Source organism: Picosynechococcus sp. PCC 73109, assembly GCF_001521855.1.
Taxonomy (GTDB): domain Bacteria; phylum Cyanobacteriota; class Cyanobacteriia; order Cyanobacteriales; family MRBY01; genus MRBY01.
Genome location: NZ_CP013998.1, coordinates 229,027 through 246,985, shown reverse-complemented (window position 1 = coordinate 246,985; position 17,959 = coordinate 229,027). Strand labels below are relative to the sequence as shown.

At 47.3% G+C, this 17,959-nt stretch carries 17 protein-coding genes; 3 read left to right on the top strand and 14 right to left on the bottom strand.

The window, feature by feature from the left end; translation table 11 throughout:
* Nucleotides 1-20: 20 nt before the first annotated feature.
* The 13 genes from hypD to hypE all read right to left on the bottom strand — a co-directional run bounded on the left by hypD (nt 21) and on the right by hypE (nt 12,368).
* Nucleotides 21-1,106, bottom strand: coding sequence for a hydrogenase formation protein HypD (gene hypD, locus AWQ23_RS01210; RefSeq protein WP_062431845.1), 1,086 nt, complete (start codon nt 1,104-1,106; stop codon nt 21-23).
* A complete protein-coding gene (locus AWQ23_RS01205; protein WP_062431843.1) occupies nt 1,103-1,351 on the bottom strand; it encodes a HypC/HybG/HupF family hydrogenase formation chaperone in 249 nt (82 codons plus the stop codon). Before AWQ23_RS01205 ends, hypD begins: the two co-directional genes overlap by 4 nt.
* Before the next feature lie 132 nt (nt 1,352-1,483).
* The gene (hypF, locus tag AWQ23_RS01200) at nt 1,484-3,778 is read right to left on the bottom strand and encodes a carbamoyltransferase HypF (protein ID WP_062431841.1); all 2,295 of its coding nucleotides are present in this window, start codon (nt 3,776-3,778) and stop codon (nt 1,484-1,486) included.
* A 7-nt stretch (nt 3,779-3,785) separates the two neighbouring features.
* Entirely contained in the window at nt 3,786-4,568 is a 783-nt protein-coding gene (hypB, locus tag AWQ23_RS01195; protein WP_304440750.1) for a hydrogenase nickel incorporation protein HypB, read from the bottom strand.
* 42 nt (nt 4,569-4,610) lie between these two features.
* On the bottom strand, nt 4,611-4,952 hold the full coding sequence (hypA, locus tag AWQ23_RS01190; protein WP_062431837.1) for a hydrogenase maturation nickel metallochaperone HypA: 342 nt from the start codon (nt 4,950-4,952) through the stop codon (nt 4,611-4,613).
* Nucleotides 4,931-5,371, bottom strand: a complete 441-nt coding sequence (locus AWQ23_RS01185) for a hydrogenase maturation protease (protein WP_062431835.1) — start codon at nt 5,369-5,371, stop codon at nt 4,931-4,933. Before AWQ23_RS01185 ends, hypA begins: the two co-directional genes overlap by 22 nt.
* Nucleotides 5,371-6,795, bottom strand: a complete 1,425-nt coding sequence (locus tag AWQ23_RS01180; protein ID WP_062431833.1) for a Ni/Fe hydrogenase subunit alpha — start codon at nt 6,793-6,795, stop codon at nt 5,371-5,373. Before AWQ23_RS01180 ends, AWQ23_RS01185 begins: the two co-directional genes overlap by 1 nt.
* A gap of 81 nt (nt 6,796-6,876) precedes the next feature.
* A complete protein-coding gene (locus AWQ23_RS01175; protein ID WP_232308934.1) occupies nt 6,877-7,521 on the bottom strand; it encodes a CP12 domain-containing protein in 645 nt (214 codons plus the stop codon).
* 5 nt (nt 7,522-7,526) lie between these two features.
* Nucleotides 7,527-8,093: an oxidoreductase gene (locus tag AWQ23_RS01170; RefSeq protein ID WP_062431831.1), complete on the bottom strand. Its 567-nt coding sequence runs from the start codon at nt 8,091-8,093 to the stop codon at nt 7,527-7,529.
* Nucleotides 8,093-8,809, bottom strand: coding sequence for a bidirectional hydrogenase complex protein HoxU (gene hoxU / locus AWQ23_RS01165; protein WP_062431829.1), 717 nt, complete (start codon nt 8,807-8,809; stop codon nt 8,093-8,095). The genes AWQ23_RS01170 and hoxU overlap by 1 nt, the downstream gene beginning before the upstream one ends.
* Nucleotides 8,810-8,875: 66 nt before the next feature.
* Nucleotides 8,876-10,480 carry an NADH-quinone oxidoreductase subunit NuoF gene (gene nuoF / locus AWQ23_RS01160; RefSeq protein WP_062431826.1) on the bottom strand — a complete coding sequence of 535 codons (1,605 nt, stop codon included), beginning with the start codon at nt 10,478-10,480 and terminating at the stop codon, nt 8,876-8,878.
* A gap of 56 nt (nt 10,481-10,536) precedes the next feature.
* Complete coding sequence (gene hoxE, locus AWQ23_RS01155) at nt 10,537-11,028, bottom strand: bidirectional hydrogenase complex protein HoxE (protein WP_062431824.1); 492 nt, start codon at nt 11,026-11,028, stop codon at nt 10,537-10,539.
* Between the two features lie 293 nt (nt 11,029-11,321).
* Nucleotides 11,322-12,368, bottom strand: coding sequence for a hydrogenase expression/formation protein HypE (hypE, locus tag AWQ23_RS01150; protein WP_062431822.1), 1,047 nt, complete (start codon nt 12,366-12,368; stop codon nt 11,322-11,324).
* Nucleotides 12,369-12,581: 213 nt separating this feature from the next.
* Here hypE and ureC point away from each other — a divergent pair, with 213 nt between their 5' ends.
* The 3 genes from ureC to AWQ23_RS01135 all read left to right on the top strand — a co-directional run bounded on the left by ureC (nt 12,582) and on the right by AWQ23_RS01135 (nt 16,416).
* Complete coding sequence (gene ureC / locus AWQ23_RS01145) at nt 12,582-14,291, top strand: urease subunit alpha (RefSeq protein ID WP_062431820.1); 1,710 nt, start codon at nt 12,582-12,584, stop codon at nt 14,289-14,291.
* A gap of 92 nt (nt 14,292-14,383) precedes the next feature.
* Entirely contained in the window at nt 14,384-14,962 is a 579-nt protein-coding gene (locus tag AWQ23_RS01140; RefSeq protein WP_157072178.1) for a Uma2 family endonuclease, read from the top strand.
* A gap of 128 nt (nt 14,963-15,090) precedes the next feature.
* Nucleotides 15,091-16,416, top strand: a complete 1,326-nt coding sequence (locus AWQ23_RS01135) for a PhoH family protein (protein ID WP_062431815.1) — start codon at nt 15,091-15,093, stop codon at nt 16,414-16,416.
* Nucleotides 16,417-16,425: 9 nt separating this feature from the next.
* Here AWQ23_RS01135 and AWQ23_RS01130 read toward each other — a convergent pair whose 3' ends face one another.
* Nucleotides 16,426-17,910: an Ig-like domain-containing protein gene (locus AWQ23_RS01130; protein ID WP_062431813.1), complete on the bottom strand. Its 1,485-nt coding sequence runs from the start codon at nt 17,908-17,910 to the stop codon at nt 16,426-16,428.
* Between the last annotated feature and the right edge of the window lie 49 nt (nt 17,911-17,959).

Sequence of the window (17,959 nt, the reverse complement as noted above, 5' to 3'; positions counted from 1 at the left end):
ATGTCATCGCCAAGGGAAATTTAGCCGTAACGGTAATAGGCAGCACAGGCTCCCTCGGAGGAAACCATCGGCGCACCAAGGGGACGTTCTGGGGTGCAGGTTGTGCCAAAGGCGGGACATTGCTTGGGTTTTTTTCGACCTTGCAGAATTTCGCCACTGATACAAGAAGAAGATGCTTGGGGCTGGAAATGCGTCAAATCTAGCTTAAATTTGCGAGAGGCATCAAAGACGGCATATTTTTCGCGCAAACCGAGACCACTCTGGGAAATTTCACCAATCCCGCGCCAAGTACGGGGCACAATTTCAAAAATTTCGGTCACTAATTGCTGTGCCGTGGCATTCCCTGCGGCTTGGACGACGCGACGGTATTGATTTTCGATATGCGATCGCCCTTCCTCCAACTGTCTCACGCAGAGATAAATCCCCTGCACAATATCCAAGGGTTCAAACCCTGTCACAATTAGGGGAATTTGGTGATTTTTGGCGATCGCCTCATATTCCTGATACCCCATCACCGTGCAGACATGGCCCGCGAGCAAAAAACCCTGAATGGTTCGATCCGGAGCGGACAAAATCGCTTCCATCGCCGGCGGCACTAACACATGGGCGACCAAGAGGGAGAAATTTTTTAAGCCCAATTTTTCAGCTTGGTAGACTGCCATCGCCGTCGTCGGTGCGGTCGTTTCAAAGCCCACCGCAAAAAAAATCACCTGTTTATCGGGATTTTCCTGGGCCATTTTCAGGGCATCGAGGGGGGAATACACCATTTTTACGTTTGCTCCCTGCGCCTTCACCGAGAGCAAATCGAGACTCGTCCCCGGCACACGCAACATATCACCAAAGGAACACAACACCACATCGGGCAACTGAGCCAAGGCGATCGCCTGATCAATAAGTTCAGCGGGAGTGACACAAACCGGACAACCGGGGCCATGAATCAAGGTAATTTCGGGGGGCAGCAGTTGATCGATGCCGTATTTAACGATGCTATGGGTTTGTCCGCCACAAATTTCCATGATTTGCCACGGACGGGTCACAAGGGCGGCGATCGCCTGCACATATTTCTGAACCGCTGCGGGATCGCGAAATTCATCAACAAATTTCATTCACTATCCACCCCCGCAAAGGACTCCATTTCCGCCAAAGTGGCAAGAGTTTCTGTTGCCGCCACTTCATTCAAAACACTCAGGGCAAACCCCGCATGCACCACCGCATAATCCCCCACTTGGGCTTCCGGCACATAGGCGAGGCTCACCTCCCGCACCACACCGCTAAAACTAACGCGACCCATTTTAAAAAGGGGGTCATCCCCCGTAATTTCTAAAATTTTTCCCGGCACAGCAAGGCACATATTTTCGCAATATTTTGATTGGATTGGCTACCGTTTATCCTAACGAATTTTTCGCCTTGATGTTATTAGTTTTAAGTTTTTTTATTAAGCTTTTTGTTGAGGCTCTTCTGGATGATTTCCCAACAGTAAAAATTAGATCGCTTGTCCAGCAACCGCCATAATCTGTCCCAAGGCGATCACCTCATCATTGGGCGGAAATTTCTGTGGGTAATAGACATTTGCTCCGCTAGACTCTAACTTTTGGATCGTTTTCTCTAATAAATATTTATTCTGAAAACAGCCCCCCGCTAAGACAATATTTTTTCGAGAATCAAAACCAAGCTTAAGGGTATGCAGATAAATATCGAAAATAATTTCCACCAAGGTATTGTGGAATTTTGCCGCAATAAAATTTTTAGGCAAGTTATTCTGCAAATCCTGAATAATACCCTGAAATATACCACGACTATCAATCTCTAAGATTGAATCATTTTTTGTATATTGAAACCGATAAAAATCTGGTATTTGCAAACCATTAATTGAAAATTCTAAAGCCATCGCTGCCTGTCCTTCAAAACTTTCTCTTTGTCTTAAATCAAGCAGAGAGGCAACCCCATCAAATAAGCGTCCAACACTAGAAGTGAATGGCGTATTAATGTCTTTTTTTAACATTGATAAAAGCAATTCCAATTCTGTTGCAGAAAAAGCCTGAATTGTGGGTAAATTTAACTTTTTCAATACCTGCAAATCATAGAGTTGAGACAACAAACTTAAAGCAGTACGGCGGGGTTCTCGACTCGCTTGATCTCCCCCCGGTAACGGAAACGGTTTAAAGTGAGCAATTCTTTCACAACCCTGTTTTGTCACCCAGAAAAACTCACCGCCCCAAATTGTGCCATCTTCACCGTAGCCCGTCCCATCCCAAGCCACCCCTAACAGCGGCGATTCAAGCTGATGTTCCGCCATACAAGCATATATATGGGCATGGTGATGCTGCACTGAAATCAAAGAAATATTCAGTTTCTGCGCGAGATTTTTAGCGTATTGGGTAGAGAGGTAATTAGGATGTAAATCACAGGCAATAATATCAGGTTGAAAGTCATAAATTTGACTTAATTTCTGTAATGTTTTTTCCATTGCTTGCAGCGTTAGCTGATTGGATAAATCGCCAATATGCTGACTTAGAAAAATACGATTTTTTTGGGCGATCGCCACCGTATTTTTTAGATGTGCCCCCATTGCCAAAACATTTTTCGAGAGCGTTCGTTTTAAGGTGAGTGGCTCTGGCGCATAGCCCCGCGATCGCCGCAAAATTATAGGCGTATTGTTCATCACCCGCACCACTGAATCATCCACCGGACGCAAAATTCGGCGATTATGAATTAAAAAGCCATCGGCAATATTTTTGAGCCTCTCTAGCGCTTCAGTTTCCTCAATGCAAATGGGTTCATCACTGCGGTTACCACTGGTTGCAATGACTGGAAAATTCAGGCCTTTTAATAACAAATGGTGTAGCGGAGTATAGGGCAACATCACCCCTAAATTCGGATTGTGCGGCGCAACATTTTCAGCAAGATTAAATTCTTTTTTCTTCTGTAATAAAACAATCGGACTGGCTTGGGAAGTCAAAAATCCTTCTTCTAATTGTGGCAGAAAACAATCATTTTTAATGGACGGCAAATCAGGATACATCACTGCAAAGGGTTTATCAGGACGTTGTTTCCGATCTCGCAATTGTTGTACTGCTTTGTTATTTCTGGCATCGACTAATAACTGAAATCCGCCTAAGCCTTTTAGGGCGACAATTTTTCCATCACGAATATATTGAATTGCTGCCTCTAAAGGTGATTGATTTGTATTTTCTTGCCCTTGGCAATGACTCAAAAATTCAAGTTTAGGGCCACAAATTGGGCAGGCGTTGGGTTGGGCATGGAAACGGCGATCGCCGGGGTCTTCGTATTCCCGTTGACAGTCGGCACACATCGGAAAATCTGCCATTGACGTTAGGGGGCGATCGTAGGGCAGGGTTTCAATAATGCTGTAGCGGGGGCCGCAATGGGTGCAGTTCGTAAAAGGATATTGATAACGGTGATTTTGGGGGGCAAAAATTTCTGCAATGCATTCAGAACAGGTAGCCAAATCGGACAAAACAATCGCTATTTTTTCCCCAGTTTGACTGGCATGAATTTCAAACTTTTTAAACCCAATAGGCTCCAAATATTGATATTTTAAAGCATCAATTTTGGCATGGGGGGGCAACTCTGTTTGCAGTTTTTCGAGAAATAAATTTAAAAGCGATCGCCCACCTTCTACTTCAATAGTGACCCCCGCAGCCGAGTTATTCACCCAACCGAATAAATTGAGTGTTGTGGCTAATTGATAAACAAAGGGACGAAAACCAACCCCCTGCACTGTACCTTGAATCTCTAACCTTAACCGTCGTTTCACAAGAAATTCAAGGAATTAATACAGGTTGCCCAACAATCATTTGATACTGGCTTTGAAGATAGTTTGACCAGTTATCCATGCCCTCCCCTGTGCGCGCCGATAGTTCAAAAACTTCTGCTTGGGGACACATTTTTTTGATATTTTCTAATGCCAAATTACGGTCAAAACCCACCACTTCAGCAATATCAATTTTATTAATAATGACAACATCAGCAGACTTAAACATTGTCGGGTATTTTAATGGTTTATCCTCCCCTTCTGTCGTAGAAAGTAACACAATTCTTTTGTGTTCCCCCAAATCATAGGCAGCGGGACAAACTAAATTACCCACATTTTCAATGATTAATAAATTAACACCATCAAGGGCAAGTTTTCGGGCGGCATTTAAGACCATTTCCGCATCAAGGTGACAAAGGGTTCCTGTAGTAATTTGGGCAACCGGAATATTATTTTTTCGCAGTCGTTGGGCATCGTTATCCGTTTCTAAATCGCCCACGATAACGGCTGAATTCAGTTTATTTTTTAATTGTTCAATGGTACGTTCTAATAATGCCGTTTTTCCTGATCCGGGACTTGAAACGACATTAATAACAAATAAATCTTTCGCCAAAAAATAGCCGCGATTACGCTCAGCTAGACGATCATTTTTCGCAAAAATGGATTGATTAATATCAATGGCATGGCTATGGTTCCCATTGTGATCATGGTGATGGTGATGTTCATGGTCATGGGGGTGATGATGGTCATGATGCCCGTGGGAATGATCATGGGCATGGGTATGAATTTCCACAGGTTTTTCAACAGCGTTACAACCGCAATTTCCACACATAATTTAAATCACCTCTAAGGATTTTAATTCGACTTCTTTACCACTTAAAATATGTTGACTTAAGTGACTGCATAAAGGGCATTCATAAAATAAATCAGGGGGTGTAAAAGGGCGATCGCATTGGGCGCAATAACAGGTTACAGGAACCGTTTCAATAATTAGTTTAGCCTGTTCAGCAAGGGTTCCGCCTGCCACCGCCTCAAAGGCAAAACTCAGGGCTTCAGGAACAACACCACTGATTGCCCCAATTCGCATGGTCAAGTTTAAAATTTTGGCGGCATTTTGTTTCTCGGCTGAAGCACAGGCGATCGCCACGGTTTCTGTCATAATTGCGACTTCATGCATGGTGTGACTTGTTTCTGTAAAAGCTGAATTGCTGTTTGGATGGCATTTTGGGTTATTTCAGAATAGCTTTCTCCCAATTCAAAATTTTGAGCCGGAATTAAAACGAAGTAGGCATCGGGGGCATAATGATAGATTTTTTTTGCTAAATGTAAGAGACTTTGGGGATCAATAAAATGTCCAAAATTGTGCTCATTATCTCTGAGTTGAATCCCCTGAATGGTAACAGTATTAATGGGGGCAGCATCAACAAAATAAACGCGCTCCACTTGTACCAAATCTTCCACTAATTCAGGGGTGAGTTGATGGGTGGCGATCGCCTTTATCTTTTCCTGATCAAAAAAAGCTTCCGCAACCTTTTGTCCTGCCCCGTCGTCAGAACGTAAGGTATTACCATAACCAATAATTAGAGTCTGTTTCATTAACTATCACGACGAATTTCTTTGACAATGGAACCATCAGGGGAAATTAATTGTAAAATTATCGGCATTTGTCCGGCGGCATGGGTCGAACAACTTAAACAAGGATCATAATTTCTCACCCCAGCTTCCACCCGATTTAAAATGCCTTCTGCAACAGTTTCACCGTGAATATAATGTTTGGCAATTTGGGTCACAGTGCGGTTGATCGCAAAGTTATTTTGTCCTGTCGCAATCACTAAATTTATCTTTTTGAGCAGTCCATTTTCATCCATTTGATAATGATGAAAAAGGGTTCCCCGTGGTGCTTCACTCACGCCAACAGCTTCGGTTTGATTCACCCCCGCCTCTGCTTGTAAACGATTAGAAAATAAATCGGGATCATCAATCATCCGCTCAATTCTTTCGAGGGAACCTAATATTTCAATCAGTCTGGCATGGTGATAAACAAAGGAAGCCTGCACAATTCTGCCGTGCCGTTGTCGATATTCAATCAGTTCTTGATCGGCAGCTTCGGTGCCAAAATGTTCGCAAATATTTAACCGTGCTAAAGGCCCGACACGATACACCCCTGTTTCGCCAAAAAGTTTGTAATAGGGGGATTTTAAGTAGGAATCTTCCTGTAATTTTTCCCCCAAAAATTCACGGTAATTGTTCGGATTAAGGCGATCGCCCACAATATTGCCGTGGCTATCGATCATCCGCAAAATGCCGCCATAATGTTCCCATGCGCCGGACTCGCCTACTAAACCCAGATAAAGACTCGGAAAATTACCGAAAACTGCCACTTCTTCCTGATGGGAGTCAAGAATTTTTTTAAATAAACTCAGGGCATTTTTAACGGTATTTTTTGCTTCCGGCAAACCCTCTTTAATGTAAGTTTGTCCTTCTTTTGTTAACGGCGATCGCACGCCACCGGGGATTGACCAGGCGGGGTGAACTTTTTGGCTGCCAAGGATTTTAATAATGTCCTGTCCAAACTTTCTCAGGCGGATTCCCCCCCGTGCTAAATCTGGATCAGCAGCAATTAAACCAAACACATTTCTTTTTTTTGGATCGCCATCCCAACCGAAAATCAAATCGGGACTACTGAGGTGGAAAAAACTGAGGGCATGGGATTGGGTAATCTGAGCAAGATTAATCATTCGCCGTAATTTTTCTGCCCCAACAGGAATCTTTACAGCTAATAATTGATCGCCTGTTTTTGAGGATGCAATTAGGTGACTGACGGGACAAATGCCACAGATTCGGGACGTTAAGGCAGGCATTTCCCAGAAAGGACGACCCTCACAAAATTTCTCAAACCCCCGAAATTCCCCCACATGAAAACGTGCTTCATTCACTTCTCCTTGATCATCTAGATAAATGGAAATTTTGGCATGTCCCTCGATGCGAGTTACGGGATCAATAATGATTGTTTTAGACATTTTTTACTCCTAGATAATTTTTCAAACGAACGCTAAAAATGTGTTGATTAAAATAGTTTTTATTTTAACGAATTATGACTGTTAACCACTACACCAATTATCAACCATTAAATGATCGATGGCTTCTGGATTTTTTTCTAAATATTCTTCAAGGGCGGTTTTGTCCACTTTTTTAGATTGTTGGTAGGCGGTTTCAGCTTGTAGTTCCTCTACCATTGCCCATGCTTGAATACAATCACTCGAATCATGTCCTTTTTCTTGGCAGATTAATTTTGCTTGTTGAATGGCGGCTTGCATTTCTGCGGCAAATAATAGTTCTTTGGGACGTTCTAAAAAATCACTTTTACTAATTAAATCTTCAACGGTAATTATCCCTAAAAGTTTGTCAGTCATGACGGGGGCGCTGTGCAAATTCCACTGACTAAATAGGCGGGCAACGTACTCCACCGCCAGATCGGGACTCACGAAAATACAAGGTTTGGTCATAATTTCATAGACCCGTATTGCCCTTGGATCACGACCATAGGCGATCACTTTACTGACGATATCGGTGGCGGTCAAAATGCCGTAGGCATCGTGAACATGGCGACGATCAACTATTAATACACGGGTTTTATTCACGCGCATACATTGGGTGGCACTGGCAATGGTCGCTAAACCTTTGATGGTCACCACATTGGGATTCATGATATCGGCGGCAGTCAGCATGGCAAATGTTTGGGACATAAAATCTAGCCGAATTTGATCATTTCTCGCCCGACCATCTCCGGCAATTTTCCTTCTAATAAGGGAGCGATCGCCGCTTTAATTCGGTCGGCATCGGGGGGGCAACCGGGGAGAAATAAATCAATATCAACGACTTCATGGATGGGCAAAACTCTGGGTAATAAGGGCGGCAAAATTCCTCCGGTAATTTGTTGGGGTAATTGGTGTTCTTCGGTGAGTTCTTTATAGCCCCGTTCTAAAATGGTTTGGGCATCACCTTTTTGGTTACGAATGCCCGTGACATTGGTCGTTACGGCACAGTCTCCAAAGGCAATTAATAGCTTGGTATTTTGACGAACTTTTTCTAACAATTCCAAATTTTCTTGGTTAGCAACAGCCCCTTCAATGAGACAAACATCGACATTTTCAGGGTAATCTTTGACATCGGAACCGACGGGGCTAAAGACCACATCCACATATTTTGTCAACTCAATTAAAAATTCATCGAGGTCTAAAAATGACATGTGGCAACCGGAACAACCCGCCAACCAAATTGTTGCAAATCGAATTTTTTGTTGGGTTTCTTGCGCCATTATCTTGTCCACTCCCCTTTGGTGCGTGCGGTAATTAAAAATTCAAGTTTTTGGCGATCGCCGAGTTTACTGCCTACGGTGGCTCCCTTGCGGAAAATTGATCCCGTTGGACAAGCATCCACACATTTGCCACAACTCGTACAGGCATCCACCGCCCCCCAAGGCTGATTTAAACCAGAGACAATTTTTGATTCACCGCCCCGATTCGCCACATCCCAGACGTGCGCCCCCTCGATTTCATCACAGACCCGAACACAGCGGGTACAGAGGATGCAACGGTTATGGTCAATGCCAAATTGCTTGTGGGAAATATCCACCTCCCGTTTTGGATATTGGTACGGAAAGCGCGAATGATCCATCCCCACCTCCACTGCCATATCCTGCAACTCACAATTGCCATTCGCCACACAGACGGCACAAACATGGTTCCCTTCCGCGAAGAGTAATTCCACCGTCATCCGACGATATTCTTCTAATTTTTCTGTGTGGGTCTGGACGACCATTCCCTCCATCACCTCCGTCACACAGGCGGGCTGGAGTTTATTACTCCCCTCAATTTCCACGAGACAGAGACGACAAGCTCCCACATCGGACACCCCCTCCAGATGACACAGGGTCGGAATGTGAATCCCCGCATCACGGGCGGCTTCAAGGATCGTTTCCCCAGCGCGGGCGCTGATTAGCTGATCATTTATCGTTAAAGTTTTAACTGCCATATTTTTACGATTTTGCTTAAGGTTCTCTCTGCAAGGACTGCATAAAATGGGTTATTCAAATACGGTTTAATCGGGAGCACTGCCCACGAGGGATTCGTATTCATCACGGAAATAGCGCAGGGTACTCAAAATTGGATTGGGCGCACTCTGCCCTAACCCACATAAACTTGCTTCCTTGACCATGTGGCAAAGTTGTTCGAGCAGTTCAATGTCCTTGGGGGCAGCCTGTCCCTTGAGCATTTTGCTTAACAGTCCCGACATCTGCACCGTTCCGGCACGGCAGGGGATACATTTACCGCAGGATTCGCACTGACAAAATTCCATGTAAAACTTCGCCACATCAACCATGCTAGTGGCTTCGTCCATGACGATCATGCCGCCGGAACCCATCATTGTGCCGAGTTTGATCAAAGAATCATATTCGATGGGCGTATCAAGGTAGTCCGCCGGAATACAGCCGCCGGATGGCCCTCCGGTTTGGACGGATTTGACTGTGCCACCGTCGGGGATGCCGCCGCCCATTTGCTCGACAATTTGCCGGACAGGGGTTCCCATCGGCACTTCGATCAAGCCGTTGTTGGTAACTTTTCCGGTGAGGGCAAACACTTTTGTGCCTTTGCTTTTTTCGGTGCCGATGCTGCTAAACCAGTCTGCCCCTTCACGGATGATCGGGACGATGTTGGCGTAGGTTTCGACATTATTAATTAGGGTGGGATGTCCCCACAGTCCGGACTGGGCGGGGTAGGGGGGTCTGGGTCTGGGGGTTCCCCGTCCGCCTTCGATGGAGGCAATTAGGGCGGTTTCTTCGCCACAAACGAATGCCCCTGCGCCAATGCGGATGTCGATGGTGAAATTGAAGGGGGAATTAAAAATCTGGCTACCGAGTAAACCCTTACTTTTGGCTTGTTTGATTGCTTTTTCGAGGCGTTGGATCGCGAGGGGATATTCTGCCCGAATGTAAATATATCCGTGGTTTGCGCCCACGGCATAGCCGGCGATCGCCATCCCTTCGAGAACCCGGTGGGGGTCACTTTCGAGCACCGCCCGATCCATAAATGCCCCCGGATCCCCTTCGTCGGCGTTACAGACGACATATTTTTGATCCCCCGGCATTTTCGCGACGGTCGCCCATTTCAATCCCGTGGGATAGCCGCCGCCGCCACGCCCCCGTAGGCCGCTCTGGGTAATTTCTTCCACCACCGCCATCGGGGTCAGATCTTCGAGCACTTGGTGCAATGACCGATAGCCGCCCCGCGCAATGTACGCTTCAATCCGTTCGGGGTCAATTTTGCCGCTATTTTCTAGCACCACGGGTTTTTGTAACGTGAAAAATGGCGCTTGGCGATCGCAAATTTCCAGCTTATTCGAGGGCGTTTCCCCCAATGCTACATCGACGATCTCTGGGGCAACTTCTGGCATCACCTGCTGAAAACAAGTCTCCTCGCTCACATCCACCAACGGCGCAAAGCCACAGAGTTTCATGCAACCGACGGGAACTACCTCCAGGCGATCGCCCAAATTTTTTTCTTTAATCCGTTTTTCCAGCTCCTCTTTTACCGCCAAACTCCCAGAAGACATACAACCCGCCGCCGTACAACAGCGAATCTGAATTTTCCGATGCCTATCCTGTTCCGCTTCCGCAATTTCAAACAATTCCGCTAAATCCGTCATCTTTCCCGCAAATCCTGCCTACAAATAAAACACCGAAATCTGATCCCTGATCCCCGTCAACTCCCCTCAGACAACTGCCGCAACCTTGCCATCACCTGATCAGCATTCTGTTTCCCGCACACCTCATCGTCATAAACCACCGCTGGCGCAATGCCACAGGCCCCAATACAGCGCGCCGTAACCAAAGAAATTTGATCATCAGGGGTTGTTTCCCCCGGTTTAATGTGGAGAGTTTCATCAATTTTATTGAGGAGTTCTTGGGAGCCTTTCACGTAGCACGCCGTCCCCAAACACACGACACAGGTATGTTTCCCCTTCGGCTTTAAGGAAAATAAATGATAAAACGTCGCCACCCCGTACACCCGACTGAGGGGCAGTTTTAACCCCCGCGCCACATATTCAAGCACCTCATCTTCGAGGTAACCAAAGACTTCCTGGGCCTTGTGCAGAATCTCAATCAGAGTATCTTGGCGATATTGATTCCGTTTCATGGCGACTTCCAGCACCCGAAAACGTTTATCCGCAGGAACCGCATGGGAAATGGCCATGGTAATCGTCTCAAATGACAGTAAAAATCAGGCGGTGATCGCCTTTGCTTTCATCTTAAAAAGGATTAATCCCAAGGATCAATTAAACGCCTTGAAACCTCAGAATTCTACAGAAAAATTTAAGCTTTTTCCCTAAAATGTTAAGTCTTACAAACGAACCTTGATTGTATAAAAATCAGCACCAGCTTTTTGCGAATTAAGATAAATTTGATCGCACTATAAAACAATTATTTTGTTGTTTAATTCCGGAAAAATTTGGCAGTTAATAATTTTAATCAATGTACAAAAAATACTTAACAAATTCGCGGTAATTGTTCACCACTCAGACGTTCTAAAATGCGTGTTACCCCCAGATCATTTTCTACAATCACGGGGGCGATCGCCAAATGTTGTTCCCCACAGTTTTGGGTTGTCACGAGACCAATTTGACGGGCGTTGGGGTTGTGGTGCTGCAAAATCGCTAGGCCTTCCGCCGCCTCTGCTGCTGGCAAAATCGCCACAAAGCGGCCCTCGTTGGCGATATGTACTGGGTCAAAGCCAAAAATTTCACAGGCCCCGCGCACCGCTTCAATTACAGGAATTTGATTGCCATGGACTTTAAACTGATATCCAGCGGCGATCGCCAACTCATTCAATACTGCCCCTAGCCCGCCCCGCGTGATATCCCGTAAACAATGAATTTCAATCCCTGCTTTTAACAAATCCTGTACCGGATCCACCAAGGGGGCACAGTCACTTTCAATGGGACTTTCAAAGGCTAACCCTTCCCGCTGGGCCATAATCGCGATGCCATGGCGACCGAGATCTCCGCTGACTAAAATCGCATCCCCAGGGGCGATCGCCTTTGGTTGAATATTAAGCCTAGATTCAATAATGCCAATGCCTGATGTGTTGATAAACAGACCATCCCCCTTACCCCGCTCCACCACCTTCGTATCTCCCGTGACGATCTGTACGTCGACTGCCTGGGCCGCCTGCTGCATCGAGACCACCACCTGCCAGAGGGTTTCTAAGGGCAAGCCTTCTTCTAAAATGAAGCCCACACTAAGGTACAGGGGCCGCGCTCCCGCCATCGCCAGATCATTCACCGTGCCGTAAATCGCCAATTTGCCAATGTCTCCCCCCGGAAAAAAGAGGGGCTGCACCACATAGGAATCCGTCGTAAACGCGAGTTTCTCCGTCGATACTGGTAAGGCCGCCGCATCATGGCTCGTGCAAGTCTCACCAAAGGCCGTGGCAAACATTTTGTCGATGAGGTCTTGCATCAGTTTGCCGCCGCCGCCATGGGCCAACAGTACATGGGAAGTATTTTGTAAGGGAAGCGGGCAGGTTAAATCCATGGGGGCATATTGCTTGCTATTTTTTCGTTTAAGGTAGCGCCTCCCCAAGGGAAAAAGAACCCCGCCATCATTTTGGGTAATGAAAGTTCAAATCCTGAAGTTTGCGGGTGAAATATCGCTGATCTAACAAGTTGTCTCAGCTACGGTTCGGGGCTTGGGAGATGGGGTAATCTGGACTGAAGAATTTGAGCCTCAACGCAAGAAGGAGTCCCCATGAGTTACCGGATGTCGCGCCGTGCCTATGCAGAAACCTATGGCCCCACGGTGGGCGATCGCCTGCGCTTGGCAGATACGGAACTGTGGCTGGAAGTGGAACAGGATTTCACCACCTATGGGGATGAGGTGAAATTTGGGGGCGGGAAGGTGATCCGCGATGGCATGGGACAGTCCGCTGTTACTCGCGCTGATGGGGCGGTAGATACGGTGATTACCAATGCGCTGATCGTGGACTGGTGGGGCATCGTCAAGGCCGATGTCGGCATCAAAGACGGCAAAATTTACAAAATCGGCAAAGCTGGCAACCCCGATATCCAGGACAATATCGACATCATTATCGGCCCCGGCACCGAGGCGATCGCCGGTGAAGGGCATATCCTCACCGCTGGGGGCATCGATAGCCACGTGCATTTTATTTGTCCCCAACAAATCGAGGTGGCGATCGCCTCTGGGATTACCACAATGATTGGTGGCGGCACTGGCCCAGCTACGGGCACCAATGCGACCACTTGTACCCCTGGAGAATGGCACATTTCTCGGATGCTCGAAGCCGCCGAAGGGTTTCCAATAAATTTAGGATTTACAGGGAAGGGCAACAGTGCCAAACCAGAAGGACTGATCGAACAGGTTCGTGCCGGGGTAATCGGCCTCAAACTCCATGAAGACTGGGGCACAACCCCCGCTGCCATCGACAATTGCCTTTCGGTCGCCGATCAATTGGATGTGCAAGTCGCAATTCATACCGACACCCTGAACGAAGCAGGTTTTGTGGAAGATACGATCGCTGCCTTTAAAAATCGTGTCATCCACACCTACCACACTGAGGGGGCTGGGGGTGGCCACGCACCGGACATTATCAAAGTCTGTGGTGAAGCGAATGTATTGCCATCTTCAACAAACCCGACCCGTCCCTACACCCTCAACACCCTAGAAGAACACCTGGATATGTTGATGGTTTGCCATCACCTCGATCGCAGTATCCCCGAAGATGTCGCCTTTGCCGAGTCGCGCATCCGTCGGGAAACCATTGCCGCCGAAGATATTTTGCATGACCTGGGGGCCTTTAGCATGATTTCCTCGGATTCCCAGGCCATGGGGCGCGTTGGGGAAACAATCATTCGCACCTGGCAGACGGCCCATAAGATGAAAGTTCAACGGGGCGCTCTGGCTCAGGACACTGGGGAGAACGATAATTTTCGCATTAAACGCTACGTTGCCAAATACACGATCAACCCAGCGATCACCCACGGCATTTCTAATTACGTCGGCTCCATTGAGGAAGGAAAATACGCCGATCTCTGTCTCTGGAAACCTGCTTTCTTCGGCGTCAAGCCAGAACTGGTGATCAAAGGGGGGGCGATCGCCTACGCCCAGATGGGAGATCCTAACGCCAGCATCCCCACACCGCAACCAATCCACATGCGGCCAATGTTCGCCAATTTTGGGAAATCAATGCAATCTACCGCCTTCACCTTTATTTCCCAAGCAGCCATGGAAGCGGATGTGGCGACGCGATTGGGTCTCCAGAGAACCGTTTTACCTGTTACCAACTGCCGCAACTTAACGAAGCGCGATCTGAAGTTGAATGATTACCTGCCTAGAATGGAAGTAGATCCAGAAACCTATCATGTGCGGGCCGATGGAGAAATGCTCGTCTGTGAACCGGCCACTGTTTTACCCATGGCCCAACGTTACTTTTTATTTTAAAGACCATTTTGTTAAAAATAGAAAAAGACCCTTAATATTGGCTTCAAAGCAACATTAATTGTCTATCGGCTCAATGAAATCGGAGATCGATAATGATTTCTACAGTCCCTCAACTTTTTACGGTAGAAGATTATCTCGAACAGGAAGCGAGATCAGTCTTAAGACATGAATTTATTCAAGGAAAAATTATTCCCATGGCAGGGGCTTCCGCAAATCACAATCGTTTGACTTTAAATCTAAGTCGCTTATTGCCGTTTGAAATCAGCGATCGCCAATACGAAATCTTCGTCAGTGATATGCGTCTTTGGTTACCAGATGTGGCTAGTTATCTTTATCCTGATGTGATGATGATTGAAGGCGCACCAGTTTTTGTTGACGAGAGCCAAATGGCGGTGACAAACCCCTCTATGATCGCTGAGGTACTTTCTAACTCCACCGAAGGATTTGATAAAAATCAAAAATTTGCCCTTTATCGCACGATTCCCCAGTTACAAGAGTATTTGTTAATCGATCAGACTTACCCACGGGTAGAGCTTTATCAAAAGGTAGGCGATCGCCAATGGTTATTAACTGAATTAATGGGGGAACATGCTGTTATTAAATTCAAATTTGCTGCGCTAGAAATTAAACTTTCAGAATTATATAAACGGGTTAACTTTGTTGAGAATTAATTGCCTAAATACTTTATGAACCCATAAGCTCAGTTCCCCCTAAAAGAATTTTTATTGCAAAGGTAACACTGACGGGATCAAACAAAGGACGATAGAACTATGAGCTATTGATCCTTTGGCAGATCTCTATGAAAAAAGTCTTTGTCCTGGATACGAATGTCCTGCTCCATGATCCCAAGGCGATGCTGTCCTTTGCGGATAACGAAGTGGTCTTGCCGATCACGATTATTGAAGAATTAGACCGCTTCAAAAAACAAGTCGATTCCATTGGTCGTAATGCCCGGCAAGTTTCCCGTACCCTTGATGCCCTCAGCCATGGGGGATCTTTGGTGCAGGGAATCACCCTCGATCAGGGAGGCTTGCTGCGGGTGGCCCTCTGTAAACCAGAAATTCTCGAAACTTTGCCGACAGAATTGGCAGGGGATTCTGGCGATAATGAAATTTTGGCGGTGGCCCTAACGGAACAAAATAATTGTCAATGTCCGGTAGTGCTTGTCAGCAAAGACACGAATCTACGCATTAAAGCCGGTGTCTTGGGCTTGACTACGGAAGATTATGAAACGGGCAAGGTCAACCTCGATGAGTTTTATGGGGGGACAATAGAAGTTCTTGTAGATGCAGAGGCGATCGCCAAATTTTACCAAGACGGAACTGTGACCCTACCCGAAAGCTTTTTTCCCAATCAGGCGATAACCCTCGTTGATCGCCTAAAGCCAACCCACACTGCCCTGGGGATTTGTCGCGGCGATGAGCATCAGGTGGTGCCCCTCCATAAAGCAACGAAAGCTCCGGTTTCCAATATCCAAGCGCGTAACCGTGAACAAAAATTCGCCCTGGAATTATTGCTGCAGGATGAGATTCAACTGGTGACGTTGGTCGGGAAAGCGGGCACAGGTAAAACTCTCCTGGCCCTTGCTGCCGGGGTGGCGAAAGTGGCCGGGGAGCGCCTCTATAATCAACTGCTCATTTCACGGCCCATTGTGCCCATGGGCAAAGATTTGGGCTATCTGCCGGGGGAAATAAAAGAGAAACTCACCCCCTGGATGCAGCCCCTTTACGACAATTTAGATCTGATTTTCAATACCCAAGACCTCAAAGACAAACCGCGCCACTGGCGGCACGGCTACGAGGAACTGATGGAATTGGGCTTGTTGCAAATCGAACCCTTGACCTACATCCGAGGCCGTACGATTCCCCGACAAATCTTGATCGTTGATGAGGCGCAAAATTTAACGCCCCACGAGGTGAAAACCATTTTGACCCGGGCCGGAGAAGGCACCAAGATTATCCTCACCGGGGACGTCGAGCAGATTGATAATCCCTATGTGGATGCGTCCAGTAATGGGCTGACCTATGTGGTGGAAAAATTTAAACAGGAGGCGATCGCCGGCCACATTACCCTCCTCAAAGGTGAGCGATCGCCATTGGCAGAACGGGCCTCAATCCTGCTTTAAAAGCTGATTCTAGGGCAACCAACGGGGATAAACTCCCGCAAAGGGTAGGGCCTCCAACTGAGTTTGGTCGGGGGTTTCACCGGGAACAATAAGCCAAAGTTGCCCCCCGGCGATCGCCTCCCCGGATGCCGTCCGGAAAAAGGGTTCTTCCACGTCGGTAATGTCCGTCACCACCTGGCTAAAGAGCAACCCCAGACCATCGGGGGCCATGCTGAGGGCAATATCTTGGTATTGGGTCAACTGGGCGAGGCGATAAACTGTCTGGGTTTCGAGATCAATCTGGGCAAAATAGGGTTGCTCCCGGTATTCGTCCCCAGGGATTAATTCCGTCAGTAAACAATAAAGCTGGGTTTCTGTGGGGTTAAAGTCGCAATCTAGCACCGAGCCGTCCGTATCCAGCAATTTTTGCTCCTGGTTGCGGCTATTGACCAAATACAGCGATCGCCGATAGCGCAATTCTGGATTATCACTGTTGAAATCCACCAAGACCGCCGTTGTCCCATCGGGCGAAAAGGTGACCACCTGACCGAAACGGGGCAAAAAGTCGAGGGGTTCTTCTTGGATATCTTCTAGGGAAAAAATACCAATCCCTTTCCCCTGGGGCAGGGCAATGGTTTTCCCGTCCGGGGCGATCGCAAAATCTCCCCCCGACAAGCCCAACGGTTGCGGTTCTTCCCCAGGCATCACGAGCCACAGCCCAAAGTCCGCCGGATCATCCCGCTTGACCCGTTGCACGGCGATCGCCTCTCCATCCGCTGCGAGTTGAAACTGCAAATTTTGGTAGGTACGATTATCTAAAACCAGTTCTAAATCTGAAGAAGTGTCATCTTCCCCAAGGCCCGTGCTTACCCGATAAAGCTGACTATCCTGAATCCCTTCTGCTGGGCGCGTCCGATCCACCGCACTAAACAAAATTGCTTTCCCTTCCGGATACACCTGAAAGTCCAGCACCACCAAATTCGGCGGCGTTAAAATGCGTTTTTCATCCTTTGTCCAGTTGTATAAAATTAACCGTCCCTTTTCCTGCTGTGTCTCATCGGTGCCCACATAGGCCAGGGCGCGATCGCGGGTGCGAAAACTACTGGAAAATGGCTGCATCGTCTTGCCTAGATTTCCCGAAGCCGCAAATTTTTCTCGCGCCCCCCGCAATGTCAGTTGATAATCCTGGCCATAGGGAGCCGGTGCCAACAGCGTATAGGCCAAACGTTTACCCGCCCAACTGGTCTTGCCAGGGAGCGGCGGATCAATAACTAAATTATCCTCAACCCCCACCGCATCCATCGGTCGGTCGAAGGTCAAAATAAAGGCCGTATCATCACCACCAATGCGTTGTTCCTGCCAAGAAAATTCCCGCACCCTCGGCCCGGTATTAAGCGGACAATCCACGCCACACAGTTGCTCACCGCCGACACCGATGCCGATCATCAGGCTAAAGATCACAATCAACAGGAGGGCAAGACGATCAATGCGGGTCATGGTTTTCAAAACGGTCATAGGATCTACGGGGGCTAATTGCTCCCATTAAAAAAGGAAAGTGCAGCAA

Bases quoted from the DNA above. Each gene is read 5' to 3' on its own strand.
- hypD (WP_062431845.1), bottom strand. From the start codon at position 1,106: ATGAAATTTGTTGATGAATTTCGCGATCCCGCAGCGGTTCAGAAATAT.
- AWQ23_RS01205 (WP_062431843.1), bottom strand. From the start codon at position 1,351: ATGTGCCTTGCTGTGCCGGGAAAAATTTTAGAAATTACGGGGGATGAC.
- hypA (WP_062431837.1), bottom strand. From the start codon at position 4,952: ATGCATGAAGTCGCAATTATGACAGAAACCGTGGCGATCGCCTGTGCT.
- AWQ23_RS01185 (WP_062431835.1), bottom strand. From the start codon at position 5,371: ATGAAACAGACTCTAATTATTGGTTATGGTAATACCTTACGTTCTGAC.
- AWQ23_RS01180 (WP_062431833.1), bottom strand. From the start codon at position 6,795: ATGTCTAAAACAATCATTATTGATCCCGTAACTCGCATCGAGGGACAT.
- AWQ23_RS01175 (WP_232308934.1), bottom strand. From the start codon at position 7,521: ATGTCCCAAACATTTGCCATGCTGACTGCCGCCGATATCATGAATCCC.
- AWQ23_RS01170 (WP_062431831.1), bottom strand. From the start codon at position 8,093: ATGGCGCAAGAAACCCAACAAAAAATTCGATTTGCAACAATTTGGTTG.
- hoxU (WP_062431829.1), bottom strand. From the start codon at position 8,809: ATGGCAGTTAAAACTTTAACGATAAATGATCAGCTAATCAGCGCCCGC.
- nuoF (WP_062431826.1), bottom strand. From the start codon at position 10,480: ATGACGGATTTAGCGGAATTGTTTGAAATTGCGGAAGCGGAACAGGAT.
- hoxE (WP_062431824.1), bottom strand. From the start codon at position 11,028: ATGGCCATTTCCCATGCGGTTCCTGCGGATAAACGTTTTCGGGTGCTG.
- hypE (WP_062431822.1), bottom strand. From the start codon at position 12,368: ATGGATTTAACCTGCCCGCTTCCCTTACAAAATACTTCCCATGTACTG.
- ureC (WP_062431820.1), top strand. From the start codon at position 12,582: ATGAGTTACCGGATGTCGCGCCGTGCCTATGCAGAAACCTATGGCCCC.
- AWQ23_RS01140 (WP_157072178.1), top strand. From the start codon at position 14,384: ATGATTTCTACAGTCCCTCAACTTTTTACGGTAGAAGATTATCTCGAA.
- AWQ23_RS01135 (WP_062431815.1), top strand. From the start codon at position 15,091: ATGAAAAAAGTCTTTGTCCTGGATACGAATGTCCTGCTCCATGATCCC.
- AWQ23_RS01130 (WP_062431813.1), bottom strand. From the start codon at position 17,910: ATGACCGTTTTGAAAACCATGACCCGCATTGATCGTCTTGCCCTCCTG.